The 24,368-nt window shown below is 57.8% G+C and carries 26 protein-coding genes; 10 read left to right on the top strand and 16 right to left on the bottom strand.

The window, feature by feature from the left end; genetic code table 11:
- The first annotated feature begins 71 nt into the window (after window positions 1-71).
- The gene (locus HCK03_RS00540) at window positions 72-1,331 is read left to right on the top strand and encodes a chloride channel protein (protein WP_167691017.1); all 1,260 of its coding nucleotides are present in this window, start codon (window positions 72-74) and stop codon (window positions 1,329-1,331) included.
- A 54-nt stretch (window positions 1,332-1,385) separates the two neighbouring features.
- On the opposite strand, the gene HCK03_RS00545 is transcribed toward HCK03_RS00540, so the two are convergent.
- On the bottom strand, window positions 1,386-2,249 hold the full coding sequence (locus HCK03_RS00545) for a YicC/YloC family endoribonuclease (protein ID WP_041143231.1): 864 nt from the start codon (window positions 2,247-2,249) through the stop codon (window positions 1,386-1,388).
- A gap of 125 nt (window positions 2,250-2,374) precedes the next feature.
- On the opposite strand from HCK03_RS00545, the gene rph reads away from it, so the two are divergent.
- Window positions 2,375-3,091: a ribonuclease PH gene (gene rph, locus HCK03_RS00550; RefSeq protein ID WP_041143230.1), complete on the top strand. Its 717-nt coding sequence runs from the start codon at window positions 2,375-2,377 to the stop codon at window positions 3,089-3,091.
- A 73-nt stretch (window positions 3,092-3,164) separates the two neighbouring features.
- Window positions 3,165-3,806, top strand: coding sequence for an orotate phosphoribosyltransferase (pyrE, locus tag HCK03_RS00555; RefSeq protein WP_041143229.1), 642 nt, complete (start codon window positions 3,165-3,167; stop codon window positions 3,804-3,806).
- Window positions 3,807-3,844: 38 nt separating this feature from the next.
- On the opposite strand, the gene slmA is transcribed toward pyrE, so the two are convergent.
- From slmA to coaBC, 3 genes are all read right to left on the bottom strand, one after another.
- On the bottom strand, window positions 3,845-4,441 hold the full coding sequence (slmA, locus tag HCK03_RS00560; protein ID WP_076946288.1) for a nucleoid occlusion factor SlmA: 597 nt from the start codon (window positions 4,439-4,441) through the stop codon (window positions 3,845-3,847).
- A gap of 125 nt (window positions 4,442-4,566) precedes the next feature.
- Entirely contained in the window at window positions 4,567-5,025 is a 459-nt protein-coding gene (dut, locus tag HCK03_RS00565) for a dUTP diphosphatase (protein ID WP_167691018.1), read from the bottom strand.
- Window positions 5,003-6,214: a bifunctional phosphopantothenoylcysteine decarboxylase/phosphopantothenate--cysteine ligase CoaBC gene (gene coaBC, locus HCK03_RS00570; RefSeq protein WP_167692379.1), complete on the bottom strand. Its 1,212-nt coding sequence runs from the start codon at window positions 6,212-6,214 to the stop codon at window positions 5,003-5,005. The genes dut and coaBC overlap by 23 nt, the downstream gene beginning before the upstream one ends.
- 177 nt (window positions 6,215-6,391) lie before the next feature.
- On the opposite strand from coaBC, the gene radC reads away from it, so the two are divergent.
- The 4 genes from radC to mutM all read left to right on the top strand — a co-directional run bounded on the left by radC (window position 6,392) and on the right by mutM (window position 8,654).
- Complete coding sequence (gene radC, locus HCK03_RS00575) at window positions 6,392-7,057, top strand: RadC family protein (RefSeq protein WP_041143225.1); 666 nt, start codon at window positions 6,392-6,394, stop codon at window positions 7,055-7,057.
- Window positions 7,058-7,322: 265 nt separating this feature from the next.
- Window positions 7,323-7,559 carry a 50S ribosomal protein L28 gene (rpmB, locus tag HCK03_RS00580; protein WP_002436699.1) on the top strand — a complete coding sequence of 79 codons (237 nt, stop codon included), beginning with the start codon at window positions 7,323-7,325 and terminating at the stop codon, window positions 7,557-7,559.
- 20 nt (window positions 7,560-7,579) lie between these two features.
- Entirely contained in the window at window positions 7,580-7,747 is a 168-nt protein-coding gene (gene rpmG / locus HCK03_RS00585; RefSeq protein WP_003024094.1) for a 50S ribosomal protein L33, read from the top strand.
- A gap of 97 nt (window positions 7,748-7,844) precedes the next feature.
- Window positions 7,845-8,654, top strand: a complete 810-nt coding sequence (mutM, locus tag HCK03_RS00590) for a bifunctional DNA-formamidopyrimidine glycosylase/DNA-(apurinic or apyrimidinic site) lyase (RefSeq protein WP_076946286.1) — start codon at window positions 7,845-7,847, stop codon at window positions 8,652-8,654.
- Between the two features lie 24 nt (window positions 8,655-8,678).
- On the opposite strand, the gene coaD is transcribed toward mutM, so the two are convergent.
- From coaD to rfaQ, 7 genes are all read right to left on the bottom strand, one after another.
- Window positions 8,679-9,155, bottom strand: coding sequence for a pantetheine-phosphate adenylyltransferase (gene coaD, locus HCK03_RS00595; RefSeq protein WP_041143223.1), 477 nt, complete (start codon window positions 9,153-9,155; stop codon window positions 8,679-8,681).
- Window positions 9,156-9,157: 2 nt separating this feature from the next.
- The gene (locus tag HCK03_RS00600) at window positions 9,158-9,928 is read right to left on the bottom strand and encodes a glycosyltransferase family 2 protein (protein ID WP_167691019.1); all 771 of its coding nucleotides are present in this window, start codon (window positions 9,926-9,928) and stop codon (window positions 9,158-9,160) included.
- Window positions 9,928-11,202: a lipid IV(A) 3-deoxy-D-manno-octulosonic acid transferase gene (gene waaA / locus HCK03_RS00605; protein WP_041143221.1), complete on the bottom strand. Its 1,275-nt coding sequence runs from the start codon at window positions 11,200-11,202 to the stop codon at window positions 9,928-9,930. Before waaA ends, HCK03_RS00600 begins: the two co-directional genes overlap by 1 nt.
- A gap of 91 nt (window positions 11,203-11,293) precedes the next feature.
- Entirely contained in the window at window positions 11,294-12,283 is a 990-nt protein-coding gene (locus HCK03_RS00610) for a glycosyltransferase (protein ID WP_041143220.1), read from the bottom strand.
- Window positions 12,284-12,313: 30 nt separating this feature from the next.
- Window positions 12,314-13,408: a glycosyltransferase gene (locus tag HCK03_RS00615; protein WP_148250695.1), complete on the bottom strand. Its 1,095-nt coding sequence runs from the start codon at window positions 13,406-13,408 to the stop codon at window positions 12,314-12,316.
- Window positions 13,409-13,410: 2 nt separating this feature from the next.
- Window positions 13,411-14,538, bottom strand: coding sequence for a glycosyltransferase family 4 protein (locus HCK03_RS00620; protein ID WP_167691020.1), 1,128 nt, complete (start codon window positions 14,536-14,538; stop codon window positions 13,411-13,413).
- Window positions 14,535-15,611, bottom strand: a complete 1,077-nt coding sequence (rfaQ, locus tag HCK03_RS00625; RefSeq protein ID WP_167691021.1) for a putative lipopolysaccharide heptosyltransferase III — start codon at window positions 15,609-15,611, stop codon at window positions 14,535-14,537. Before rfaQ ends, HCK03_RS00620 begins: the two co-directional genes overlap by 4 nt.
- A gap of 111 nt (window positions 15,612-15,722) precedes the next feature.
- Between rfaQ and HCK03_RS00630 the strand changes: the two genes are divergently transcribed.
- Entirely contained in the window at window positions 15,723-16,685 is a 963-nt protein-coding gene (locus tag HCK03_RS00630; protein ID WP_134528132.1) for a polysaccharide deacetylase family protein, read from the top strand.
- A gap of 21 nt (window positions 16,686-16,706) precedes the next feature.
- The gene (locus HCK03_RS00635) at window positions 16,707-17,789 is read left to right on the top strand and encodes a glycosyltransferase family 9 protein (protein WP_041143215.1); all 1,083 of its coding nucleotides are present in this window, start codon (window positions 16,707-16,709) and stop codon (window positions 17,787-17,789) included.
- A 26-nt stretch (window positions 17,790-17,815) separates the two neighbouring features.
- On the opposite strand, the gene HCK03_RS00640 is transcribed toward HCK03_RS00635, so the two are convergent.
- From HCK03_RS00640 to rfaD, 5 genes are all read right to left on the bottom strand, one after another.
- A complete protein-coding gene (locus tag HCK03_RS00640) occupies window positions 17,816-18,985 on the bottom strand; it encodes an O-antigen ligase family protein (protein WP_167691022.1) in 1,170 nt (389 codons plus the stop codon).
- Window positions 18,963-19,871 carry a sugar glycosyltransferase gene (locus tag HCK03_RS00645; protein ID WP_123552539.1) on the bottom strand — a complete coding sequence of 303 codons (909 nt, stop codon included), beginning with the start codon at window positions 19,869-19,871 and terminating at the stop codon, window positions 18,963-18,965. The genes HCK03_RS00640 and HCK03_RS00645 overlap by 23 nt, the downstream gene beginning before the upstream one ends.
- Entirely contained in the window at window positions 19,871-20,842 is a 972-nt protein-coding gene (rfaC, locus tag HCK03_RS00650; protein ID WP_041143212.1) for a lipopolysaccharide heptosyltransferase RfaC, read from the bottom strand. The genes HCK03_RS00645 and rfaC overlap by 1 nt, the downstream gene beginning before the upstream one ends.
- A gap of 3 nt (window positions 20,843-20,845) precedes the next feature.
- Window positions 20,846-21,904 (bottom strand): ADP-heptose--LPS heptosyltransferase RfaF, encoded by a 1,059-nt coding sequence (gene rfaF / locus HCK03_RS00655; protein WP_135183833.1) that lies wholly within the window; start codon window positions 21,902-21,904, stop codon window positions 20,846-20,848.
- Between the two features lie 83 nt (window positions 21,905-21,987).
- A complete protein-coding gene (gene rfaD / locus HCK03_RS00660) occupies window positions 21,988-22,953 on the bottom strand; it encodes an ADP-glyceromanno-heptose 6-epimerase (protein WP_041143210.1) in 966 nt (321 codons plus the stop codon).
- A gap of 213 nt (window positions 22,954-23,166) precedes the next feature.
- Between rfaD and kbl the strand changes: the two genes are divergently transcribed.
- The gene (gene kbl / locus HCK03_RS00665) at window positions 23,167-24,360 is read left to right on the top strand and encodes a glycine C-acetyltransferase (RefSeq protein WP_167691023.1); all 1,194 of its coding nucleotides are present in this window, start codon (window positions 23,167-23,169) and stop codon (window positions 24,358-24,360) included.
- Window positions 24,361-24,368 lie beyond the last annotated feature (8 nt).

A 24,368-nucleotide genomic window follows, 5' to 3' on the forward strand; every position in this document is an offset into this window, starting at 1 on the left:
TACGCGACAAATACGTAATATTTAACTCGCTACCCTTATCATTTTATTTTCCTCTTTCAGGGCCTAAGAATATGACCGGAGTAACCGGCGAGAAAAACTACCTGCTGCGCCTGGCGGCCGTCGTTCTGACCGGGGTCCTTGCCGGTCTGTCGGGAATGGTTCTGGCGATGATTTTGCACGCTATTCAGCACCTTGCTTTTGGATACAGCCTCGATCGTCTTATCGGCACGGAGTCGTTTTTACAGGGCGTAACGGACGCCTCCTGGCCCCGACGCTTTACGGCCATTGTCGCCGGCGGCGCGATTGCCGGGTTTGGCTGGTGGCTGCTGGGCCGCTACGGTCAGAAGCGGGTGTCGATTTCCGCCGCCGTCGCCTCGCCCGCGGTGCCGATGCCGGCGGGTACGACAACCCTGCACGCCCTGTTGCAGATAGTCACCGTGGCGCTGGGCTCCCCGCTTGGTCGGGAGGTTGCTCCGCGAGAGATGGGGGCGCTGGGAGCCGGTATCGTGGCGCGCAGAATGGGCCTGCATGAAGATGAGACCCGCACGCTGATTGCCTGCGGCGCCGGTGCCGGGCTGGCGGCGGTATATAACGTGCCGCTGGCTGGCGCCCTGTTCACCCTTGAAGTGATGCTGCTGTCGTTTAGCTGGGAGAAAACGCTGGCGGCCGTGGTGACGTCAGCCGTTGCTGCCTGGACGGCAGCGCTCGGGCTGGGGGATGAGTCCCAGTACCACTTTATCTCCGGCGCGCTCCCGCACGCGTTTATGTGGTGGGCGATAATCGTCAGCCCGCTGCTTGGCGCGGCGGCGTGGCTGTTTCGTCAGGCAACCAGCGCCGCGCGTGCGCGGGTCAGGACAAACTGGCAGATGCCGCTATTTTGCCTGCTGGCGTTTACCCTCCTTGCCGGGCTGAGCCTCTATTTTCCACAGCTGCCCGGCAATGGCAAAGGCCCGATGCAGCTTGCGATCGGCGACGGGCTGGGATTGCATAGCGCGCTGGTGCTTCTGGTCCTGAAAGCGATCGTTATTCTGGCGGTGCTGCGCGGCGGTGCGGAGGGAGGACTGTTGACCCCTGGCCTGGCGGTGGGAGGCCTGGTGAGCCTGCTGCTGAGTATGCTTTGGCAGCAGCTGGTGCCCGGCGGCGACGCCGGCAGCTTTGCGCTGGTTGGGGCTGCAGCTTTTCTGGCGGCGTCAATGCAGATGCCGCTGACGGCGGTTGCGCTGGTGATGGAGTTTACCCATATGGACCATAGCTATCTGGCCCCCACGCTGCTGTGCGCTGCGGGCGCTTTTATCACCTGTCGGATACTGGACGGAAAGTACAGGTTCTGAACTGAAGGGATAAAAAAGGCTGGAAAAACCAGCCTTTAATCGAGGTGCCTGCGATTACTCGATGTTCTGAATCTGCTCGCGCATCTGCTCAATCAGCACTTTCAGCTCGATGGCAGAGTTGGTGACTTCCGCATTAATCGATTTTGACGCCAGGGTGTTCGACTCGCGGTTGAACTCCTGCATCATAAAGTCCAGGCGGCGGCCAACGGCCTCTTTTTTCTTCAGAATGTTGTAGGTCTCTTTGACATGCGCTTCCAGACGATCCAGCTCTTCGGAAACGTCGATACGCTGCGCCATCAGCACCAGCTCTTGTTCGAGACGGTTGTTTTCTAGCTGGACTTCCGCGTCTTCCAGCTTGGAGACCAGGCGCTCGCGCTGCCACTGCAGGATTTCCGGCATATGGCTGCGAACTTTGCCGACTTCGGTGCTGACGCCCTGCAGGCGCTGTTCGATAAGCGTCTTCAGCGCCTGACCTTCGGTTTCGCGGGCGACGATAAAGTCGTCCAGCGCGCCGTTCAGTGCGGTGAGAATATCGGAAGCAATGGCGTCGAGATCCTGCTCCTGAGCGGCCATGACGCCGGGCCAGCGCAGGATATCAACCGGGTTAATTTCCCCTTCGTCGCTCTGCATTTTTACCCAGTTAGCGGCGTTGACCAGCTGCTTTGCCAGATTTTCATTCAGGATAAGCTCACCCTGAGCGCTGGGATCTTGTTCAAAACGCAGGGTACATTCGATTTTGCCGCGGGTCAGACGCGCACGAATACGCTCACGCACCACGGGCTCCAGGCTACGGAACTGCTCCGGCAGACGGAAATAGGTTTCCAGGTAGCGCTGGTTTACCGAGCGCAGTTCCCACGCGGCGCTGCCCCATTCGCCCTTAATTTCACGACGGGCATAGGCGGTCATACTGCGGATCATAGACGTTCCTGTTTTTAAAGGAGAGTGGGGGGGATTATAGCTTTCAGGGCCTTATCAGGATAGGAATAAGCAAGCATTATCCGTATAATGCGCAGCCATATTCGTTTCAAGCCGGAGAGAACATCATGCGTCCAGCAGGCCGTAGCGCTAATCAGGTGCGTCCCGTAACCCTGACCCGTAACTATACCATACACGCAGAAGGCTCCGTGCTGGTCGAATTTGGTGACACCAAAGTGCTGTGCACCGCGTCGATTGATGAAGGCGTGCCGCGCTTTCTGAAAGGCCAGGGCCAGGGGTGGATCACCGCAGAGTACGGCATGCTGCCGCGCGCGACGCATACCCGTAACGCGCGTGAAGCTGCCAAAGGTAAGCAGGGCGGTCGTACCATGGAAATCCAGCGTCTTATCGCCCGCGCGCTGCGCGCTGCGGTAGACCTGAAGGCGCTTGGCGAGTTCACCATTACCCTCGATTGCGATGTGCTACAGGCCGACGGCGGCACTCGTACCGCATCAATCACCGGTGCCTGCGTGGCGCTGGCCGATGCTCTGAACAAGCTGGTCGCCGCCGGTAAGCTGAAAACCAACCCGATGAAAGGCATGGTTGCTGCCGTTTCCGTCGGCATCGTCAACGGCGAAGCGCTTTGCGATCTGGAGTACGTGGAAGATTCCGCAGCGGAAACCGATATGAACGTGGTGATGACCGAAGATGGTCGCATCATCGAGGTGCAGGGCACGGCGGAAGGCGAGCCGTTTACCCACGAAGAGCTCCTGACTCTGCTGGCGTTGGCCAGAGGGGGGATCGAATCCATTGTCACGACGCAGAAGGCGGCGTTGGAAAACTAGTTTTTAAGGCGACTGAGAAGTCGCCTTTTTTTTTGTCCGTAGATCCATAGAAAGCATGATGAGGAGCGAATCCATGAAACCATATCAGCGCCAGTTTATTGAGTTTGCGCTTAACAAGCAGGTTCTTAAGTTTGGCGAATTTACGCTGAAATCCGGGCGCAAGAGCCCCTATTTCTTCAACGCCGGCCTGTTTAACACCGGGCGCGATCTGGCACTGTTGGGCCGTTTCTATGCAGAGGCGCTGGTCGACTCCGGAATTGATTTTGACCTGCTGTTTGGCCCGGCCTACAAAGGCATTCCCATTGCGACCACCACGGCGGTTGCGCTGGCTGAACACCACGACCTGGATTTACCCTACTGCTTTAACCGCAAAGAGGCCAAAACGCACGGCGAAGGCGGCAATCTGGTTGGCAGCGCCCTGCAGGGTCGCGTCATGCTGGTCGACGATGTGATAACCGCAGGCACCGCCATTCGCGAATCGATGGAGATTATCCAGGCCAACGGGGCTGAGCTCGCCGGCGTGCTGATTTCTCTGGATCGTCAGGAACGCGGTCGCGGCGAAATTTCCGCGATTCAGGAAGTTGAGCGCGATTACGGCTGCAAGGTGATCTCTATCGTCACCCTCAAGGACCTGATTAGCTATCTGGAAGAGAAGCCGGAGATGGCCGAACATCTGGCGTCGGTACGCGCCTATCGCGAAGAGTTTGGCGTATAGGTAACAAAGCCCGGGGCGTTATGCCTCCGGGCTTCGGATTACTGCAGCTGTGAGGCGACCAGCGGCCAGCGGGCGTCAAAATCGTCCGTCGGACGATATTTAAACTCGCTGCGCACAAAGCGCGACAGCATGCCTTCACAGAACGCCAGCAGCTGGCTGGCCAGCAAAGATTCGTCGGTGACGAAGCCTTCACCTTCGCGCATTTTCTTTTCGCGCATGACCTGGCGTAGCTGAACCTCAATGCGTTCAAAGAGCTGGTTGATCCGGTCCTGCAGGCGGTCCTGTTCAAACATCAGCGCGTGGCCGGTCAGAATTCGCGTCAGCCCAGGATTACGCTCACCAAACCCAAGAATCAACAGCACGATCAGGCGCAGGCGCGCGGATGTGTCTTTCTCATCTTTTAAAATCAAATTGATGCGCGTAATCAGACTGTCTTCGATAAACTCAATCAGGCTATCGAACATGCGGGTTTTGCTGGGAAAATGACGGTACAGCGCCGCTTCGGACACGCCGACGGACGCCGCCAGTTTCGCCGTGGTAATACGTTGACTACCATCGCTGGATTCAAGCATTAGCGCCAGAGATTGAAGTATTTCCTCGCGACGATTCCTTTTCGCAGTTTGTTTTTCTGCCATGTTTTAAAATACCCCTGAAAATAAGCACTTGTCAGGCAGACATCCACAAAGCGGCCGCAAACGGTCATTTGCGGCGATGTTATTGCATTATTGCGCTTTGGAATGCGGGTTTTGTGTGGACGGGCCTATGCGCGCCCTGAGTGACCAAAGCCACCTTCGCCACGTTCGGTGGTGTCAAAATCTTCCACCAGCTTAAATTCCGCCTGTACGACGGGTACAAATACCATTTGAGCAATGCGCTCGCCGGGTTCAATAGTAAAGCTCTGCTGGCCGCGGTTCCAGACGGAAACCATCAGCTGCCCCTGATAGTCGGAATCGATAAGGCCGACCAGGTTGCCCAGCACTATGCCGTGCTTATGGCCCAGTCCGGAGCGCGGCAGGATGACCGCTGCCAGCGAGGGATCGGCGATATGAATAGCCAGGCCGGTTGGCAGCAGGGTGGTTGCGCCCGGCGCAAGCTCTACGGCGGCGTCGAGACAGGCCCGCAGGTCAAGTCCGGCAGAACCGGAGGTGGCATAGGTTGGCAGCGGAAACTCCTTGCCAACGCGCGGGTCCAGAAGCTTAACGTCGATTTTTTTCATCATAACGGGTCACGATCTCGTCGAGTAATAATTGGCCCAGGAGTTCCTTGCGCTCGTGTGGCAAGCGCTTATCTCCATCCTGCCAGAAAAGGTGTAATGCGTTGCTGTCGCTGTTAAATCCCTGATTTGGCTTAGATACATCATTGGCGCAGATCAGATCGAGATTTTTGCGGTCGCGTTTTTGCCTCGCGTATTCTTCCACATTATTCGTTTCGGCGGCAAACCCAACGACGTAAGGTCGGCTATCCGTTAGCGCAGCGACCCCGGCAACGATATCCGGGTTTTTGATCATTTTTATTGTTAATTCATCATCTTGCTTTTTGATTTTTTTCTCAGCAACGCTGATGGCGCGGTAGTCGGCGACGGCCGCACAGCCAATAAAAATATGCTGCTGCCGAACGCCGCTGTCGACCGCGGCCTGCATTTCTAACGCGGTGGTGACGTCAACCCGCTGCACGAAAGGCGGCGTCGGTAGCGAAACCGGGCCGCTGACCAGCGTGACGTTGGCGCCGCGCTTTGCCGCAGCGGCAGCGATAGCGAAGCCCATCTTACCGGAGCTTTGATTGCTGATATAGCGTACCGGATCCAGCGGCTCGCGGGTGGGGCCCGCGGTAATCATGATGTTGAGATGTTGCAAATCTTTGACAGGCGAAAAATGCGCGGCCGCCATATCGACGAGGGTCAGCGGATCCAGCATTCGGCCCGGGCCGACATCGCCACAGGCCTGGCTTCCGCTGTCCGGGCCCCAGACCAGCAGGCCGCGTGAGGCGATGACCTCAAGATTATGCTGCGTCGCGGCGGCGCGATACATCTGCTGGTTCATGGCGGGTACCACCGCGATTGGAGACGGCGTCGCGAGGCAGATAGTGGAGACCAGGTCGTTCGCCATGCCGGCAGCAACGCGGGCGATCAGATCGGCGGTTGCGGGAGCGAGGATAACCAGGTCGGCCCATTTTCCCAGCTCAATGTGGCCCATCGCGGCTTCTGCTGCCGGGTCGAGCAGGCTATCGGAAACCGGATAACCTGATACCGCCTGCAGGCTGAGTGGCGTAATGAAGGCCTTCGCGGCTTCCGTCATGGCGACCCGTACGTCGGCGCCGCGCTCGCGCAGGCGGCGTACCAGTTCAGGCGTTTTGTAGGCAGCGATGCCGCCGCTGACGCCGAGAACGATCTTTTTACCAGCCAGACTCATCATGATTTTTTCCTGTTGGAGTACACCAGAATTCGCGCATCTTACCACAATCCCGTCGGCGTCGTGTGCCTGCCTGGAATTGACTTTGCGAGCCGCTACGCACGGGTAAAAGCCGGCCGTCGGAAGCGGCGAAAGGCTATGTCACAATGCGGGGCGCACTGGAAAAGAGAGGCTGCGATGGACTTACTGGAACCCCTGCTGCCAAGGGAAAAAATGCTGCTCTACGGTATCGAAGCGCTGTCGGACGTTGAGCTGCTGGCGCTATTTTTACGTACCGGCACCCGCGAGCAGGACGTGATGACGTTTTCGCACGACCTGCTCGCGCGCTTTGGCTCGCTATACGGCCTGCTATCGGCGGACAAGGTGCAGTTTGACAAGATCGACGGCATAGGTCTCGCGAAGTTCGCCCAGCTAAAAGGCGTCGCCGAGCTGGCGCGGCGCTATTTTAGCCGACGGATAGTTGAAGAACCTTCTCTGGTAACGCCGCTGATGACGCGGGAATTTTTGCAAAGCCAGCTGATGGACGAGGAGCGGGAGATCTTTATGGTGATCTTTTTAGATAATCAGAATCGGGTATTGAAACATAGCCGGCTTTTTTCTGGTACTCTTAGCCACGTTGAGGTGCATCCGCGAGAAATTGTACGCGAAGCCATCAAAGTGAACGCCGCTGCGGTGATCCTGGCACATAATCATCCATCCGGTAGCCCCGAGCCGAGTAAGGCCGACAGGTTGATTACCGAAAGAGTGATAAAGTGTTGTGGTTTCATGGATATACGCGTGCTCGATCACCTTGTTATCGGCCGCGGTGCGTACGTATCTTTTGCGGAGCGCGGCTGGATTTAGCCCCGATCACGCGATCCTGCGGGATCTTTGTCTGTTCGGGACTTGAGCACATCGCCGAGTCAGCGTATACTACGCCACCTTTGAGAATCTCGGGTTTGGCATTTGGGCCTGGCAATCGATGGTTCACTTAGACACCCACTCTTCAGGTTGCATCAAGGCGGCATGAAGAATGACGTGTAGAACTGCGATGACCGGGCTGTAAAGCCTGACGAGGCGCCAATACCCCATACGAAGCTCGAGCTAATTTGATTTTTGGAGAATAGACATGTCCCGAGTCTGCCAAGTTACTGGCAAGCGTCCGGTGACCGGTAACAACCGTTCCCACGCACTGAACGCGACCAAACGCCGTTTCCTGCCGAACCTGCACTCTCACCGTTTCTGGGTTGAGAGCGAAAAGCGTTTTGTCACCCTGCGCGTATCTGCTAAAGGTATGCGTGTTATTGATAAGAAAGGCATCGATACAGTTCTGTCCGAACTGCGTGCCCGTGGCGAAAAGTACTAAGTACTAAGAGGAAATAAATCATGGCTAAAGGTATTCGTGAGAAAATCAAGCTGGTTTCTTCTGCTGGTACTGGTCACTTCTATACCACCACGAAGAACAAGCGTACTAAGCCGGAAAAACTGGAACTGAAAAAGTTCGATCCAGTTGTCCGTCAGCACGTTTTATACAAAGAAGCTAAAATCAAATAATTTTAGATTCGATGTAAAAAAAACCCCGCCCTGGCGGGGTTTTTTGTTTTCTGGCCATCCCCATAATAAAGACATCTGCAATACAGCCGGAGACGCTATGCCTGAACTACCTGAGGTGGAAACCAGCCGACGCGGGATTGAACCGCATCTGGTTGGCGCTACTATTCTGCACGCCGCTATCCGCAATGGACGCCTGCGCTGGCCGGTTTCTGAAGAGATCTACCGTCTGAGCGACGTGCCGGTGCTCAGCGTACGTCGACGCGCTAAATACCTGCTGCTGGAGCTGCCGGGTGGCTGGATTATCATTCACCTCGGCATGTCAGGAAGCCTGCGGATTCTGAGCGAAGAGCTGCCCGCCGAGAAGCATGACCATGTCGACCTGGTGATGAGCAACGGCAAGGTGCTGCGCTATACCGATCCTCGACGCTTTGGCGCCTGGCTCTGGACCAAAGAGCTGGAAGGGCATCCTGCGCTGGCGCATCTCGGGCCAGAGCCGCTGAGCGACGATTTCAACGGCGCTTACCTGCAGCTGAGGTGCGCGAAAAAGAAAACCGCCATTAAGCCCTGGCTGATGGATAACAAGCTGGTGGTGGGCGTCGGCAATATCTACGCCAGCGAATCGCTGTTTTCCGCCGGGATCCATCCCGACCGGCTGGCATCGTCGCTATCGCATGAAGAGTGCGAGCGGCTGGTGAAGGTGATTAAAGCCGTGCTGCTACGCTCGATTGAACAGGGCGGCACCACGCTGAAGGATTTCCTGCAAAGTGACGGTAAGCCGGGATATTTTGCCCAGGAGCTGCAGGTATACGGACGCAAAGGCGAGCCTTGTCGTACCTGCGGTACGCCGATTATCGCCAGCAAGCACGCCCAGCGGGCGACGTTTTATTGTCGCCAGTGTCAGAAGTAGGGCATCGCCCCGAAAGCGCAAAGATTAGAGCTTTTTCAGCAGCGCCTGGTGCACGTTAGCCGGCAGGAAGTGGGAAACGTCGCCCTGATGGCGCGCGACCTCCTTGACCAGCGATGAGGAGATAAACGACCACTCTTTGCACGGCATCAGGAAGACGCTTTCGAGGGTCGGCATCAGATGGCGGTTCATATGCGCCAGCTGCATCTCGTATTCGAAATCCGCCACCGCCCGCAGGCCGCGAATCAAAATGTTGGCCTGCTGCGCGCGGGCGAAATTGGCCATCAAATCACTAAAGCCAATGACCTCAACGTTGACCAGGTGCGCGGTTGACTGCTGCGCCAGCGCAATGCGTTCGTCGAGGCTGAACATCGGCTTTTTGCTCGGGCTGGCGGCAATCGCCAGCAGCACTTTGTCAAACATGCTGGCCGCGCGGGTGACGATATCGATATGACCGTTGGTGATAGGGTCGAAGGTACCCGGATAAATCGCTTTTGTGCTCATAATTACACTCTCTCCGAGTAGCCGCGGCTCAGCGCCCACAGCTCGGTGTATTTATTAAACGTATACTGCGCGTTGACCACGGCGAGCAGCCAGCCCTGTTTACCATCCAGCACGCCGCCGCGCAGCAGCAGCGTTTTCACAAATGCCCCCAGCGTATGGCCGAAGATACTCATCAGCGAGGTTTTTTTCCCCTTCTGATGGCGTTCCTGCGCCCAGGCGGTGGCGTAGGCCAGCTGCTTTTGCTGAAAGCCGGAGAAGTCGCGGCAGGTCAGATGCAGCAGGTCGCCGGTCAGTTCGATAATCTGCGCGCCTTTGGCGTCGAGAGATTCGTGTACCAGATTATTGTTATAGCGATAACCAAGGCGCGGGTACAAGCGCATCACGCGATCGGGATACCAGCCGCTGTGGCGCATAAAGCGGCCAAGGAAATAGTTCCGCCGGGCAATGCTGTAGATCGCGCCCTCTTTTGGCGCCGCCAGCGCCTGGCGCAGGGACTGTGCCAGCTCCGGGGTGACGCGCTCGTCGGTATCAATCATCAGCACATAGTCGCCGGTGGCGTAAGCCTGGGCGCGCTGGCGCTGAACGCCGTAGCCCTGCCAGTCGGTGTTGATGTAGACCTGAGCGCCCAGGCTGCGCGCCAGCTCGACGGTGCCGTCGCTGCTGCCAGAATCCAGCAGCACTATCTCATCGGCCCAGCTTACCGACGCCAGGCAGTCCGGCAGCAGATCCGCCGCGTTTTTGGCGATCATCACGACGGACAGTCGGGTCGACATTAGTGGCTCCGCTGTGGCAGATAGGGTTGCAGTAACTGTAGCAGACGGGAGAGCGCGCCCTGGTTTTGATGCAGGACTTCCACCGCGTGACGGCCGTACCACAGGCGGTAATCTTCGTCGGTCAGCAGGTTAGAAACCTGGGTGACCAGTGAATTGAGGTCGGTCACGGTGATCAGACCATCATCCTGCTGCAGCTTGGCGCAAATATCTTTGAAGTTGAAGGTGTGCGGGCCCATCAGGACCGGGATGGCGTGCGCCGCAGGCTCCAGCGGGTTATGACCGCCGCGCTCGACCAGGCTGCCGCCGACAAAGGCGAGATCGGCAATGCCGTACAGCAGCATCAGCTCACCCATGGTATCGCCAATCACCACCTGGGTGCTATTTGACGGGATTTCGCCGGTGCTGCGCAGGGTAAAGCTCATACCCGCTTTCTGCACCATCTCCCGCGCGTCGCCGAAGCGTTCAGGGTGGCGAGGGACGAGGATCAGCAGCAGGTCAGGGAAGGTTTCCAGCAGCTTTTTATGCGCCTGCAGGACGATTTGCTCTTCACCGTCGTGGGTGCTGGTGGCGATCCACACCTGGCGGTGCGGCGCCCACTGGCGGCGCAGGGTGATGGCGCGTGCGGCCAGCTCCGGCGTAACGGAAATATCAAACTTCAGGCTGCCGGTGACCGCCAGCTGGTTGCGCTTCAGCCCGAGGGCGATAAAGCGGCTGGCGTCTTCTTCATTCTGCGCGGCGATAAGCGTAATCCGGCTCAGCAGGCGGCGCATAAACTTGCCCAGTTTGGCATAGCCCTTCGCCGAGCGCTCGGAGAGGCGGGCGTTAGCGATAACCAGCGGGATTTTACGCTTGTGCAAAGCGGCGACCATATTCGGCCACAGCTCGGTTTCCATCACGATAACCAGCTTCGGCTGCACGGTGTTGAGGAAGCGGTTCATCGCGCAGGGGAGGTCGTAAGGCAGGTAGACGTGGTGAACGTCTTTGCCGAACGCGGACATCGCGCGCTCGGAGCCGGTCGGCGTCATGGTGGTGACGGTGATCGGCAGATAGGGATAACGGTGGCGCAGGGCGCGTACCAGCGGGATGGCAGCAAGCGTCTCACCCACGGAAACGGAATGCAGCAGAATCCCATCCGGTGCTACCTTGTTCTGACAAAAGCCATAACGTTCAGCCCAGCGTTTGCGGTAGGCGGGTGCCTTACGGCTGCGCAGCAGCAGTCGCAGCCAGACCAGCGGCTGAATAAGATAGAGTAGGGTGGTATAAAGCAATTCCAAGCGATTTATCCGTTTTATGTTTTAGCGGGCAAATTCTAAGCATTTAGCCCATGTAAAGCTATCCCTTTGGCGGAAACAAAGGGATTCAGCGTCAGGCCGCGTTGCGATAGCGCTTAATACGCAGGTAGCGCCGCCCAAGGCGCCAGCGTAAGCGGAACGTTCTGGCATTTTTCCAGATCAGGTGCCAGATGCCGCGGTCGAAGAACTCTTTAATGATAATATGCTTTTTTGATTCATCTTTCATGCTATCGAAGGTATGAATAATTCCCAGCCCCTCTTTCGCAATCTGCCAGCGGCAGGCGGAAATATGGCGCACCTTATCCGGATAGCGTTGGTTAATGGCGTCGAGCATCTCCAGAATCTTCATGTAGTGGCGGGCAGAGCGCATCAGCGTGTCGTCGTTATCCGGCTTGTGCGATACCGATTCTGAATGGATATAGTAATCGTAAAACTGCTCGCTGGTGTACTGCACGCGCTCGGCCGCCAGCAGCGCCTCGGTGGTCCAGGGAATATCCTGATGGCGCAGGCCCGGCTCGAAGTGAAAACGATGCTGCATGATAAATTCGCGGCGATAGATGTTCAGCCAGGTCACATGCAGGAACTTACGCGAATCCAGCGCCTGTTTTAGCCATACGTGGCCCGGCAGCACGCCGGTAGACGGCAGCCGATCCGGAGGGAGGATCGGGTGGATATCATTTTTGCTCTCGTAGACGTAGCGGCCGTTGCAGGTGGCGATATCGAGATTGCCCTGCTCCGCCATCGCCAGCAGCGTGCGGTACATGCCGGGATAGAGCTTATCGTCGATATCCGGGAAGGCCAGGTATTTACCGCTGGCTACCGCCAGGCCGGTGTTGCGCGCGACCGAGACGCCCTGGTTTTCCTGCTCCAGCACCCTGACGTTTTGTAGCCGCGCTTTCCACGCATCGATAACCGCGAGGCTGCCGTCCGTCGAGCCGTCGTTCACCAGAATCAGTTCATAGCTTTCCAGCTGCTGTTGCTCAAGGCATTCAAAGAACTGCGCAAGGAATTTTTCGCCGTTGTAGACGGCGGCCACGATGCTCAGTAAAGGCGTTTGACTCATAAATCGTTCGATCCTGGTTAAATAACGGCGTCAGGCGCGGCGCAGCTGACGGTACTGCTGACAAATCGTATCGACGCTGAACTTTTCCAGCGCGGATTGTTCGATGACAGGCGGGTTATGGTAAATGCTTTGCATCGTCTGAGCCAGCGCCGGGCCGTTGAGATCGGCGAGGCCGCGGGCTAATTCGCCGGTAAGGATCTCCGTCACGCCGCCCGGGCAGCGGGTGCTGGCAACCGGCGTGTTCAGCAGCAGCGCCTCTACGATAACGTTGCCAAAGCCTTCGCTATCCGAGCTGAGCACCAGCATCCTGGCGTGTTTAATCCACGGCAGCGGGTTTTTATGGAAGCCTTTAAATAGCACGCGATCGCCGACCTGCAGCCGCTCTGCCAGCTGGCGCAGGCGCTGCTCCTGCTCCGGCTTGCCCTGTCCCAGCAGCACCAGCGGCGCCTGGATACCGCTTTGGGCATAGGCCTCAATCAGCCGATCGTGGCGCTTGCCGGGGTGAAAACGCCCGACGTGGATAATATAGTCCCCGGCAGGCTGCTCGCCCGGTAGCTCCGCGCCGGCCCGCAGGGCGGCGATATCAAACGGATTATAAATCGTTTTCAGCTGCGCCGGGCGAATGGCGAACTGGCTAACCAGATCCTCGCCGACCGCATCGGAGACGGTCACCACGTTGCGTCCCTGATAGACGCGCTTGATTTTCTGCTGCTTCATCCAGCGATCGAAGCCGGTACGGTGGCCAAGATAGGAGGTAGAGAAGACGCCGTGCAGGCAGAACCAGACGTTACGCTGCGCGAGCGCGCGGCTGCGGGCGACGATGCGGTCGGTTTTATGCAGATTGGAGAGCACCAGATCGAAATTGCCCTGCAGCTCAGACTCGGCGATGGCCGCATCAAGCTGGCCCGCGCGGCGCGACAGCTCGGTCAGCTTGCGCCACGGCTTTCGGCAGTGGTCGCTAATCACGCGGTAATCCAGCCCTTCCGGCAGCGGGTAGTCGCAAACGTCGCGCAGTGAAAACAGCGAGACGCGCTCTCCCTGGCGCAAAAAATGTTCCGCCAGCGTGAGCACCACTTTTTCCGCTCCGCCGCCGGGCAGGCCGTCGATGACAAACAGTATGCGCATAGCTATTTTACCAGGTCCTGATAGAAAGAGAGCAGCTGCGCTGAGAGCCGCTCGCTGCTGCAGGTCATAATGCGTTCGCGCGCCCGGATGCCTTCCGCAGAGCCAAGTGCGCGGGCGGGGAGCGCGGCCACCGCCTGCTGCAGCGCCGAAATATCCAGCGCGTCGCAAACGAAACCGTTGCTGCCCTCAATAATAAACTCCGATCCGCCGCAGCCGGTGGTGGTAATCACCGGCAGGCCGCAGGCCATCGCTTCGAGGATAACGTTAGGGAACGGATCGTACAGTGTGGGCAGCAGCAGCCCGTCGGCCATCTGGTAGAAGGGCAGGGTTTCTGACTGCATGCCGAAGAAGCGTACCCGCTCCCCGCAGTTCAGCGTTTTAGCCAGCGCCTGATAGCGGCTCTGGTCTTTATCCTTGCCCACCACCAGCAGGTAGCGGTCGGTGGGGGCGATGGCGCGGATCGCCGCCTCCAGCCCCTTGCGTTCAAAGCCGGAGCCCACGTAGATCAGGCAGGTTGCCTGGAGCGGTAGGTTCCATTGGTCACGCAGCGTGATAAAGGCTTCTTCCGTTGGCGGCAGGAAGCGCTGGTTATCAATCGCGTTGTAGATAACGCGGATCTTCTCCGCCGGCAGGCCGAAGTCTGCAATAATTTCCTGTTTAATCATCTCCGCGTTGCAGATGACTCCGCGCAGGTGCGGGTCGTGATACATCTCGCGTTCAGCCTGCATGACGTAGCGGTGGTAGCGATCGGCAAACAGCAGGCGGCTTTTCCAGCCGGGCAGTATGCGCGAGCGCTGCTCCAGCCAGCGGCGATGGACGCCGTCGCCGGCGCGATACAGATCGCAGCCCGGAATACGCTCATGGCTCTGCACCAGGTCGAAATTTTCGGCCTGCCACAGCCGGCGTGCGGCGTCGGCAAAGCCGCGTTCACGGCTGATGCGTCCCCATTTGCGCGGGTTGCAGATGCGAATATTCCACTCGGGCTTCACCGGCCCCTGCCATTCGCGGGTGATGACGTTCAGCTCAAGATTACTGCTATCGAGGGCCTCCAGCGCGCGGGAAACGAAACGCTCCGCGCCGCCGTCGGGGCGATATTTCTGCCGCACCAGGGCGAGCCTGAATTTGCTCATGCCAGCACCTTTTTAGCCGCCGCAATCACCACGTCGGCGGGAATTAAATCGAGATAGCGCTCTTCTGTACCGGTATCAATGTCGTCAGGGTCGGGCAGTGGGCCAAAATCTCCGGCCCAGATGACTTCACCCTTCGCCTGCCACGGGCACCAGAAGGTCAGCTTTGACGGGCCGAACAGCGCCACTAGCGGCGTGCCGAGGGCGGCAGCCATATGCATGGGTACGGAATCAACGCCGACAAATAAGCGGGCGTGGCCGATGACCGCCGCCAGCTGACGCAGGCTCAGCTGGCCAGCAAGAGAGTGCAGGCGGGCGTCCGGGCAGCCGGCGATAATGGTCTCTACCATGCGCTTCTCTTTCGCATCGGGCCCCGACGTTAGCACCACGGCATGCCCCGCCGCCGACAGCGCGTTAATCAGCGCGCTCATCCGCTCTTCCCGCCAGCATTTAAAGAACCAGCGGGAGGTGGGTTGAATGACGATATAGTTACCCTCAAACCCCGCCGGCAGCAGCGCGCGGCTGCTCTCCCAGTCCTGTTCGCTGTAGCCCATGCGCGCCGGCGCGTCGTTAACGGCCAGGCCGAGAGGAGCCAGAATGGAGAGGTTCTGCTCCACCGTATGCAGGCTTTGATGCTGCTGGGTGGAGGCCAGGGCGGTATGGCAGAAGCGCCAGGCCGGATGGCGGCGTTTCGGGAAATCAAAGCCGATGCGCGTGGCGGCGCCGGTTAAGCGGGTAATAATGGCGCTCGGCCACTGGTCGGCAAGGTTGAGCACCATGTCGTAGCGCTGCTGGCGAAGCGTGCGGATCAGCCGCAGCTCCATTTTGAGCTGATGGCCGGTTCCCTGCTTTTTCCAGCGGCGGTCAATCGCGTAAATCTGGTTAACATCCGCGTTCGCCGCGAGCATATCCCGGGTCTCTTCATAAAGCAGCACATCAACGCTGGCCGCGGGATACTGCCGTTTGAGGGCGTGAACGAGCGGCGTGATCAGCAGCATATCGCCGTGATGGCGCAGCTTGATGACCAGGATGCGCGCCGGGTTCACGGCACCGGGAGAGCGGGTTTCAGGCGTCATTCTCTGTTCTTCATTCAGTATCAGGGTTCCGATTCTAGGGGATCAGATAGATTGAGAGAAGCGTTGTCTTGCTCTACCATGACCCGATACGTATGGTCTGAGGACGTTTTCGTGCACAATCCCGCATTTCTCATCACGATTGATACCGAGGGTGATAACCTCTGGCAAAAACATGACAGCATCACCACTGAGAATGCGCGTTATTTGCCGCGTTTTCAGCAGCTTTGCGAAAAGTATGGTTTTAAACCGGTCTATTTAACCAACTACGAGATGGCGATAGATCCATTCTATATCGAATTCGCTAAAGATGTGATTGCCCGCGGCACCGCCGAAATCGGCATGCACCTGCATGCCTGGAACAGCCCGCCGACCGACCCGCTGACCGCCGATGACTGGCGATATAAGCCCTATCTTATCGAATACAGCGATGCGGCGATGCGTGAAAAGGTCGCCTATATGACCCGCCTGCTGGAAGAGACCTTCCAGACGAAAATGGTCAGCCATCGCGCCGGACGCTGGGCGTTTGATGAGCGCTATGCGCGCCTGCTGGTGGAGCATGGCTATCAGGTCGACTGTTCGGTGACGCCCCGGGTCAACTGGAAAACGGCGAAAGGTGCCCCGCAGGGCGATGGCGGCACCGATTATCGCCGCTTCCCGCAGCACGCTTATTTCCTCGACGAGAACGACATCAGCCGGGAAGGACGCTCTTCGCTGCTGGAGGTGCCGATGAGCATCCAGTACAAACACAGCGCCCTGATGAACGGCATTAAGCAGGGCTATGACCGCCTGCGCGGCAAGGTGCGCTCGCCGTCGGTTCACTGGCTGCGGCCGATGGGCGGTAACGTTGAGACGATGAAAAAGGTCGTCGAACAAACGTTGACTCAGGGCAGCGACTACGTCGAATATATGCTCCACTCTTCTGAGTACATGCCCGGCGGCAGCCCGACGTTTAAAAACGAGCAGGATATCGAACGTTTGTATGCGGACCTCGAAAGCTTCTTCAGCTGGCTGGCGCCGCAGGTCAAAGGGATGACGTTGGCGGAGTACTACCAACACAAACAAGCATCGCGCTAAAAAGCCATAAGCAGGGATCGTATGGGTATTCTTAAACAGCTGACGCGGAAGAAAAACGCTTTCTTTCGCAAAATTAAATTTAATTTAATTAACTATCGTTACAGAAATAAGCGTGAGCGTCAGCCGTTTAATCCTGCGCAGATTCAGCGCGTTTTATTTTTACGCCTGGACGACAAGGTCGGCGATATGGTGGTGACCACCGGCTGCGCAAAGCTGCTGTCCGAGCATGGCTATCAGGTTTCCGTGCTTACCGGGCCGATATGCCGGCAAATGCTGGCCGGCGCAGACTTCCTTGAACGGGTCTATTTGTATCAACCCCGGATGGCGTTGGATGAATTACGCGCGGCAGGTTTTGACGCCGTCGTTGATTTTGATGACGTGAAAACCTACGAGCGTTTTAAATTACTCGCGGATTTAGGCGCCCGCTGCAATATCGGTTTTAATAAAGACGAATATAAGCTTTACGATTGGTCAATTGCCTTTTTCGACAGCCAGCGCCATATTTCTGCCCGCTATAAAGAGGTGGCTAGGCTATTTGGCATCGTCAATGAGCATTACCACTATCATCTCCCCGGCGATGCCGCCGAGCGGCAGAGAGTGGAGCATTTACTGGCGCAGGAAAAGGGCCGCGAGATTTGTATCGCCATAAACCCCTTCACCGCCTCAGTCGATAAGGACTTTTGCCGTCACCAGGTCGCGGATCTGATTGAGCGGCTGCACGCTCTGCCTTACAAAGTGAGCGTGGTGATGGTTGGGCATAGCGAAAAAATTCGCCAGCTGAACCTGGATACGGCGCTGTATCTCCCTGATAGCAATATTAATTCAGCGGTAGAGGTGATTCGCTGCTGCGATCTTGTTATCACTGCGGATACCGCGATCGTCCATATCGCCAGGGCATTCGATAAGCCGATGGTGGCGGTCTACAACAAGCGTAAACTCAAAGACACCGGCCTGCCGGGATACACCATCTGGGCGCCGGGATATGACAAGGCGAAGCAAGTCGTCTGCGAAGAAGTTAACGTTGCCGATATGACGATTGATGCCATCTGGCCCGTTATCAAAGTGCAGGTGGATAGCCTGGTGGTTTCCGCCGGACAGGCATAAAAAAGGGCCCCGCCAGGGCCCTTTTTTTAGCGCTTATCTTTCAGGCTACTGCTCAGCGCAATGCCCAGCGGCAGCCAGAACAGGGGCCAGGTTTCCCTGGGATTGCTGATGATAAACATCCCCTGTGAGGCCATAAAAATCAGCGCGTAGCCGAAAATCGCCAGCCCGTAGCGGCTATCCTCCCGCCGTTTACTCCACGCCCGCCACAACCCGCCGGCAATAACCGCAAACAGCAGCAGCAGGCCAATAATGCCGCCTTTCAGCAGCGAGCCGAGATAGACGCTATGGGTGGTGGTGATATGCTCGCCGCTGTAGTTCGTAAAGTCGAGGTCGTAGTCAAAACCGCGTCCCAGCCACGGCTGGCTGGAGACCTCTTCGAGGGTGTGGCGCCAGATGCTGATGCGCAGCCCGCTCTGCGTCCCGAGCTCTTCAAAGCGCGCCAGCAGCAGGTCGCCCACCGGCGTGAAGAAGAAAAGCAGGCCTAAAATTAGCGCTAATGCAGCGACAATCAGCACGTTGCGGCGCGTAAAGACATGCAGGTGCAGGGTGCAGAAAAAGGCCACCAGCAGGGCGATAATCGGGCCCCGGCTTTGGGTCAGAACCATCATGACCAGCATGATGGCCATCGGCACATACAGGAAGTGGCTGCCTTTTTCTTTGAGCAGCATGGCGCAAATGAGAATACCAATACCGCAATAGCCCGCGAGGTCGATAACGTTGGTCGGGCCGGGGTTACCCGGTGACACCGCGCGTTCGGTCAGGACCAGAGTATGGTCGATGACCATGGTCCAGATGGAAATGACCGTGATGCCGGCAACCACGCTCATCAGCGCCAGGCGTCGGGTCTGCGGGGAGCCGAGCAGAGTCGTCAGCAGCAGCAGATAGAACAGCAAATACGTCCCATGGGTCAGGGGAGAGTCGATATGCTGCGGCGTCTGGCCCCAAATGTTGCTCAGCGCATAGTAGACGAAGAATATCAGCAGCAGCGCATAAACCGGCCACTGCTGGCGCGTTTTATCCGCCAGCTGCTGGCGATGGTCTTTATTAAGCAGCGACAGCAGAAACAGCAAAATAGAGAGATGAAGAAGGTTGTTTGCCCTGGTCGATATACAAAAAATTGCGCTGAAAAACAGAAACAAAGGAAAGACAACGGTGTAACCCTGCCTGGCGTAGTTACTGATTTTTAAAGTACTCATCAAAAGAAACCTTTTCGAAAATCGTTTCCGGAACCGCGCTTTCTAAAGAGAAGTTGACGACCCGGATATGGTTTTGTTGCAGCACGTTAGCAGCGTGCGAAAAGGACGGCATGACCAGGTCATCCACCTTATTTTCCAGCCAGGAAGGGAGTTTATCCCGATCCGTTTCGTAGAATCGCGGCTGGTTGAAATTAGTCATATCCAGTCCGCTTATTAGAATCGTTTTGAACCCCAACCACATCAGAATTTGTAGCGCCCAGTAGACAACGGTTCCGGCATCAAAAATGCCGTGCCGAATATCGGTACTAAAGCAAATATCCTCGCGCTGAGGGTGAAAGCGTATCGCCTCGACCGCTTGCCAGGTCTGACGGACCTGGTTTTTCGCGACTTTAGGCCGATAAATTTTATAACAGGCATCTTCAATTAACGCCAAACGGCAGCGCAGCGCTTCGCCGTGGCGGTCGAGAATTTTTGCGATACCGTGCAGGGTGGTAAAGAGCACGAGATCGGGCTGGCTGATGACGGCGCGGATGATGTCCGGTTTTCTATCGTAAAACTCCATATCGACGATGGTATAGATAGAAAATTTAATCCTGTCAGAGAGGTGCCACGCGCCGTTAACCCCCATCACCGGAATGCTTTTCGGCAGCAGCGAAAAATCGATGCTGCGGGTGGAGGGGCCGGTTGCGGTCAGCAGCACTTCGCCGTGCATGCTGTCCTTCATCTCGCTGAGATCGACCAGCGGGACCGTTTTTCCTTTGTACTGCAGGCTGCGGATTTCACCGCCAGGCGCGCGGGTTATCTTTGCCCACGGCCACAGGTTCTCATTATGGCGAAAGGCACGCGGATGCGTGTAGCGATAGATTTGCTTAAACAAGGAGCCCATCAGGCCAGTTCCTGGGAGGTCAACAGTTGCAGAACCCGTGAGGCGCTAATATCCCCCGTGCCGCCGCCGCTTTCCGGGCGCACGACGTACTGGTTTTGCCCATAGCCGCCGATAAGACCCGGATCGGTCGGTCCGTAGAGGGTAAAATTAGGCTTATCGAGCGCGGCGGTTAAATGACTCAGGCCGGTATCGACGGAGACCACGCCGCGGGCGCCGGCCAGTACCTGGGCGACCTGCTCCAGGCTCATGCGCGGCAGCACCTCGACAAAATCATGTCCCTGCGCCAGCCGTTTGGCCCGCGCCTCTTCGTGCGGGGCGCCCCACGGCAGCTTAATCCGCAGGCCGCGGTCGGCGAGCAGCGCGATAAGCGCCCGCCAGTTCTCTTCCGGCCAGTGCTTATCATCGCGGGTGGTGGCGTGCAGGAAGACCAGATAGGGCGCGGCACCGGCCTCTTCCTGACGCAGAAAGTGGCGGGCAATCGCGTAGTCGCCCTGGGATTCTGGCCTGGCGTAGCCGAGGCTTTTGGCAAACAGCTCGCGGGTGCGCTCAACGGCGTGCTGCTGCTTAGCAATGTGGTGGCGGCGGTTATAGAACAGGCTTGCCAGCGGCTCGCGGGCCGTCTGCCAGTCCATGCCGTGCTTCACGCCGTGCGCCAGTCGGGTAACCAGCGCCGCGCTTTTCACCAGCCCCTGGGCGTCAATGATAGCGTCGTACTTCTCCGCCCGCAGCGCCTGGCGGAAGGCTTTACGCTCGGCCTTAACCGGTGCGGAAAACCAGGCCTTGCGCCAGCGGCGAATGGCCACCGGAATCACGCGGTCAACGCTTTGGTGCCAGGAGGGGATCTGGGCGAAGCCCTCCTCGACCACCCAGTCGAAGCGAATTCCGGGGAAGGCCTGCGCGGCGTCGGTCAGCGCGGGCAGCGAGTGCAGGACGTCGCCCATGGACGAGGTTTTAACGATCAGTACCCGCATCCGCTACGCTTCCTCTTTTTCGACTTCGTTCTGCAGCAGCTGATTCAGCTCCTCCAGGACGCGCTGCGGCGTAATATCGATCAGGCTCTGATGATACCCTTCTGCCGCATCTCCTTTACGCACCTTGTGGTAGCCGCTTATCAGGCGGATGGTCCGCGCCTTATGCGACAGCGGCGGCGTAAAGTCGGGGCTGCTTGGGCCATACAGCGCAACCAGCGGGCGGTTGAGCGCGGCGGCAACGTGCATCAGGCCGGAGTCGTTGCTGACAACCGCCGTGCAGGCGGCAATCAGCACCACCGCCTGTTCAAGCTGGGTTTCACCGGCCAGGTTACGGCACCATGCCTGCTGCTGCGTGCTGAGAGCGGCCAGAATATCGTTGCCCGCTTCATGGTCCTTGGCCGAACCGAAAAGCAGCACCTGATAGCCTTCATCGATCAGCTGTTTGGCCAGTTCGGCGTAGTGGTAGTGCGGCCAGCGCTTGGCTGGACCGAACTCGGCCCCGGGGCAGAAGCCGATAATGGGGCGATGGGCAGAAATACTGAAGGCGTTGCAGACCTGCGATTTCTCCCCTTCATGCACCAGCAGCTGCGGCCAGAGCAGCGGTTGCGGCAGATCTTTCGCGCAGCGCATGACGCCTTTGTCGTAGGCTAAGGCCACGTAGCGCTCAACCATCAGCGGCCACGCGTCTTTATCCAGCGTTCTGGCGTCGTTCAGCAGGCCGTAGCGCATCTCACCGCGCCAGCCGGTGCGGTGCGGGATGTTGGCGAAGAAGGGAACCAGCGCCGATTTAAACGAGTTTGGCAGCACGTAGGCGCGATCGTAGCGGCGCTCGCGCAGGCTCTGCCCAAGCTTGCGCCGTTCGCCGATCTCCAGCGCGCCGTGGCCGAGCGGCATCGGAATCGCCTCGTTGACTTCCGGCATCCGTGACAGCAGCGGACGGCACCACGCGGGCGCCATCACGTCGATGATTGCCTGGGGATAGCGCGCCTTGAGCGTGCGATAGAGACTTTGCGACATCATCATGTCGCCCACCCATGACGGGCCAATCACCAGTATTTTCATTCACTTTATCCTTCAAACGGTCTCTGCGTTGGCTACCTGCGTTCACTCCGGTCACTTGCTTTTATCAGCTCCCGGAGATTCACTTAGCTGCCCGAATGATTTTGTGAATTTGTATCGCTGTCGCGGTTGAGCCAGGCCATATATTCCGTTACGCCTTCGGCGACGGTCTTGAACGGTTTGTCATAACCCGCCGCGCGCAGGTTAGTGAGGTCTGCCTGGGTAAATGCCTGGTAGCGGCCCTTCAGTTTGTCCGGGAACGGAATGTATTCGATGCTGCCCTTCTGGTGGTATGCCAGGGTGGCATCGGCTACCGCCTGGAAGGACTCTGCCCGGCCGGTGCCGAGATTGAAAATACCGGACGCGCCGTTTTCCCAGAACCACAGGTTGACCGCCGCCACGTCGCCGACGTAGACGAAGTCGCGCTTGAAGCTATCGCTGCCTTCGAACAGTTTCGGACTTTCGCCATTATTCAGCTGGGTATTGAGGTGGAACGCCACGCTTGCCATGCTGCCTTTATGGCCTTCGCGCGGCCCGTAGACGTTGAAATAGCGGAAGCCGACGATCTGCGAGTCAACTTCCGGCAGGATCTGGCGTACGTATTCGTCAAACAGGAACTTGGAGTAGCCGTAGACGTTGAGCGGCTGCTCGTATTCGCGGGATTCGATAAAGTTGCTGGTACGGCCGCCGTAGGTGGCTGCGGAAGAGGCGTACAGGAACGGGATCTCGCGCTCCAGGCAGTAGTGAAGCAGCTCTTTAGAGTACTGATAGTTGTTGTCCATCATGTACTTGCCGTCCCACTCCGTGGTGGAGGAGCAGGCGCCTTCATGGAATACCGCTTCAATTTCGTCGCCGAACTCTTCGCCCGCCATAACCTGGATCAGGAAGTCTTCTTTATCCATGTAATCCGCGATGTTCAGGTCAACCAGGTTCACAAACTTGGTGCCATCTTTCAGATTATCTACGACCAAAATGTCGGTAATGCCTTTGTCATTCAGGGCCTTGACGATATTGCTGCCGATAAACCCTGCGCCGCCGGTAACGATGATCATAACAGTAACCTTTGAAGTATGGAGTCCAGAGATAATCCGGACATGAATGCTTCTATCATATCACCACATGAGACAGGCTTCAGCCCTTCGCAAAAAAGGTGCTGGGCGAGCGTGATTTATGCTGCAAATAATTCATTCAGGCATGCATCATCTCGTATCAGCGTATAGCTTTGGGTAATATGTGCCAAATTTTGCCGAATCTGGAGAGTTGCAATGCGTGGTGATTTTTATCAACAGTTAACCAATAGCCTGGATACCGCTCGCGCGGAGGGGTTGTTTAAAGAAGAACGCATTATCACATCGGCGCAGCAGGCGGATATCACCGTCGGCGGCAACAGCGTGATTAACTTCTGCGCCAATAACTATCTCGGCCTTGCCAACCACCCGGAGCTGATTGCCGCGGCGAAAGCCGGTATGGACAGTCACGGCTTCGGTATGGCCTCCGTGCGCTTTATTTGCGGGACCCAGGACAGCCATAAAGCGCTTGAGAAGAAGCTGGCCGAGTTCCTCGGTATGGAAGATGCGATTCTCTACTCCTCCTGCTTTGACGCCAACGGCGGCCTGTTCGAAACCCTGCTGGGCGCGGAAGACGCCATTATCTCCGATGCTCTGAACCACGCGTCGATCATCGACGGCGTGCGCCTGTGTAAAGCGAAGCGCTTCCGCTACGCCAACAACGATATGCAGGAGCTGGAAGCGCGGCTGAAAGAGGCGCGTGAGGCCGGCGCGCGGCATGTGCTGATCGCCACCGACGGCGTGTTCTCCATGGACGGCGTGATTGCCAACCTGAAAGGCGTCTGCGATCTCGCGGATAAATACGACGCGCTGGTTATGGTCGACGACTCCCACGCCGTCGGCTTTGTCGGCGAAAACGGCCGTGGCTCCCACGAATACTGCGAGGTGATGGGCCGGGTGGATATCATCACCGGCACCCTCGGTAAGGCGCTGGGCGGCGCGTCCGGCGGCTATACCGCGGCGCGCAAAGAGGTGGTTGAGTGGCTGCGCCAGCGCTCGCGCCCGTATCTGTTCTCCAACTCGCTGGCCCCGGCGATCGTCGCCGCCTCCATCAAAGTGCTGGGGATGGTGGAGTCCGGCGGCGAACTGCGCGACCGCCTGTGGTCCAACGCGCGCCTGTTCCGCGAAAAAATGACCGCTGCGGGCTTTACCCTGGCGGGCGCCGATCACGCCATCATTCCGGTGATGCTCGGCGAAGCGACCGTGGCGCAGAATTTTGCCCGCGAGCTGCAGAAAGAAGGTATTTACGTCACCGGATTCTTCTATCCGGTGGTACCAAAAGGCCAGGCGCGTATTCGCACCCAGATGTCTGCGGCGCATACCCCTGAACAAATTGAACGTGCGGTGGAAGCCTTTACCCGCATCGGCAAACAACTGGGCGTCATTGCCTGAGGGTGTGA

Source organism: Klebsiella terrigena (assembly GCF_012029655.1).
GTDB lineage: Bacteria > Pseudomonadota > Gammaproteobacteria > Enterobacterales > Enterobacteriaceae > Klebsiella > Klebsiella terrigena.

Excerpts from the sequence above, each read along its gene's own strand:
- rfaC (WP_041143212.1), bottom strand. The coding sequence starts at position 20,842 with ATGCGGGTACTGATCGTTAAAACCTCGTCCATGGGCGACGTCCTGCAC.
- coaD (WP_041143223.1), bottom strand. The coding sequence starts at position 9,155 with ATGAGCACAAAAGCGATTTATCCGGGTACCTTCGACCCTATCACCAAC.
- HCK03_RS00635 (WP_041143215.1), top strand. The coding sequence starts at position 16,707 with ATGGGTATTCTTAAACAGCTGACGCGGAAGAAAAACGCTTTCTTTCGC.
- kbl (WP_167691023.1), top strand. The coding sequence starts at position 23,167 with ATGCGTGGTGATTTTTATCAACAGTTAACCAATAGCCTGGATACCGCT.
- rfaF (WP_135183833.1), bottom strand. The coding sequence starts at position 21,904 with ATGAAAATACTGGTGATTGGCCCGTCATGGGTGGGCGACATGATGATG.
- rpmG (WP_003024094.1), top strand. The coding sequence starts at position 7,580 with ATGGCTAAAGGTATTCGTGAGAAAATCAAGCTGGTTTCTTCTGCTGGT.
- mutM (WP_076946286.1), top strand. The coding sequence starts at position 7,845 with ATGCCTGAACTACCTGAGGTGGAAACCAGCCGACGCGGGATTGAACCG.
- HCK03_RS00540 (WP_167691017.1), top strand. The coding sequence starts at position 72 with ATGACCGGAGTAACCGGCGAGAAAAACTACCTGCTGCGCCTGGCGGCC.
- rph (WP_041143230.1), top strand. The coding sequence starts at position 2,375 with ATGCGTCCAGCAGGCCGTAGCGCTAATCAGGTGCGTCCCGTAACCCTG.
- HCK03_RS00620 (WP_167691020.1), bottom strand. The coding sequence starts at position 14,538 with ATGAGCAAATTCAGGCTCGCCCTGGTGCGGCAGAAATATCGCCCCGAC.
- HCK03_RS00640 (WP_167691022.1), bottom strand. The coding sequence starts at position 18,985 with ATGAGTACTTTAAAAATCAGTAACTACGCCAGGCAGGGTTACACCGTT.
- rfaD (WP_041143210.1), bottom strand. The coding sequence starts at position 22,953 with ATGATCATCGTTACCGGCGGCGCAGGGTTTATCGGCAGCAATATCGTC.
- pyrE (WP_041143229.1), top strand. The coding sequence starts at position 3,165 with ATGAAACCATATCAGCGCCAGTTTATTGAGTTTGCGCTTAACAAGCAG.
- radC (WP_041143225.1), top strand. The coding sequence starts at position 6,392 with ATGGACTTACTGGAACCCCTGCTGCCAAGGGAAAAAATGCTGCTCTAC.
- rpmB (WP_002436699.1), top strand. The coding sequence starts at position 7,323 with ATGTCCCGAGTCTGCCAAGTTACTGGCAAGCGTCCGGTGACCGGTAAC.
- HCK03_RS00615 (WP_148250695.1), bottom strand. The coding sequence starts at position 13,408 with ATGCGCATACTGTTTGTCATCGACGGCCTGCCCGGCGGCGGAGCGGAA.
- dut (WP_167691018.1), bottom strand. The coding sequence starts at position 5,025 with ATGATGAAAAAAATCGACGTTAAGCTTCTGGACCCGCGCGTTGGCAAG.
- rfaQ (WP_167691021.1), bottom strand. The coding sequence starts at position 15,611 with ATGACGCCTGAAACCCGCTCTCCCGGTGCCGTGAACCCGGCGCGCATC.
- HCK03_RS00610 (WP_041143220.1), bottom strand. The coding sequence starts at position 12,283 with ATGAGTCAAACGCCTTTACTGAGCATCGTGGCCGCCGTCTACAACGGC.
- HCK03_RS00545 (WP_041143231.1), bottom strand. The coding sequence starts at position 2,249 with ATGATCCGCAGTATGACCGCCTATGCCCGTCGTGAAATTAAGGGCGAA.
- slmA (WP_076946288.1), bottom strand. The coding sequence starts at position 4,441 with ATGGCAGAAAAACAAACTGCGAAAAGGAATCGTCGCGAGGAAATACTT.
- HCK03_RS00600 (WP_167691019.1), bottom strand. The coding sequence starts at position 9,928 with ATGTCGACCCGACTGTCCGTCGTGATGATCGCCAAAAACGCGGCGGAT.
- coaBC (WP_167692379.1), bottom strand. The coding sequence starts at position 6,214 with ATGAGTCTGGCTGGTAAAAAGATCGTTCTCGGCGTCAGCGGCGGCATC.
- HCK03_RS00645 (WP_123552539.1), bottom strand. The coding sequence starts at position 19,871 with ATGGGCTCCTTGTTTAAGCAAATCTATCGCTACACGCATCCGCGTGCC.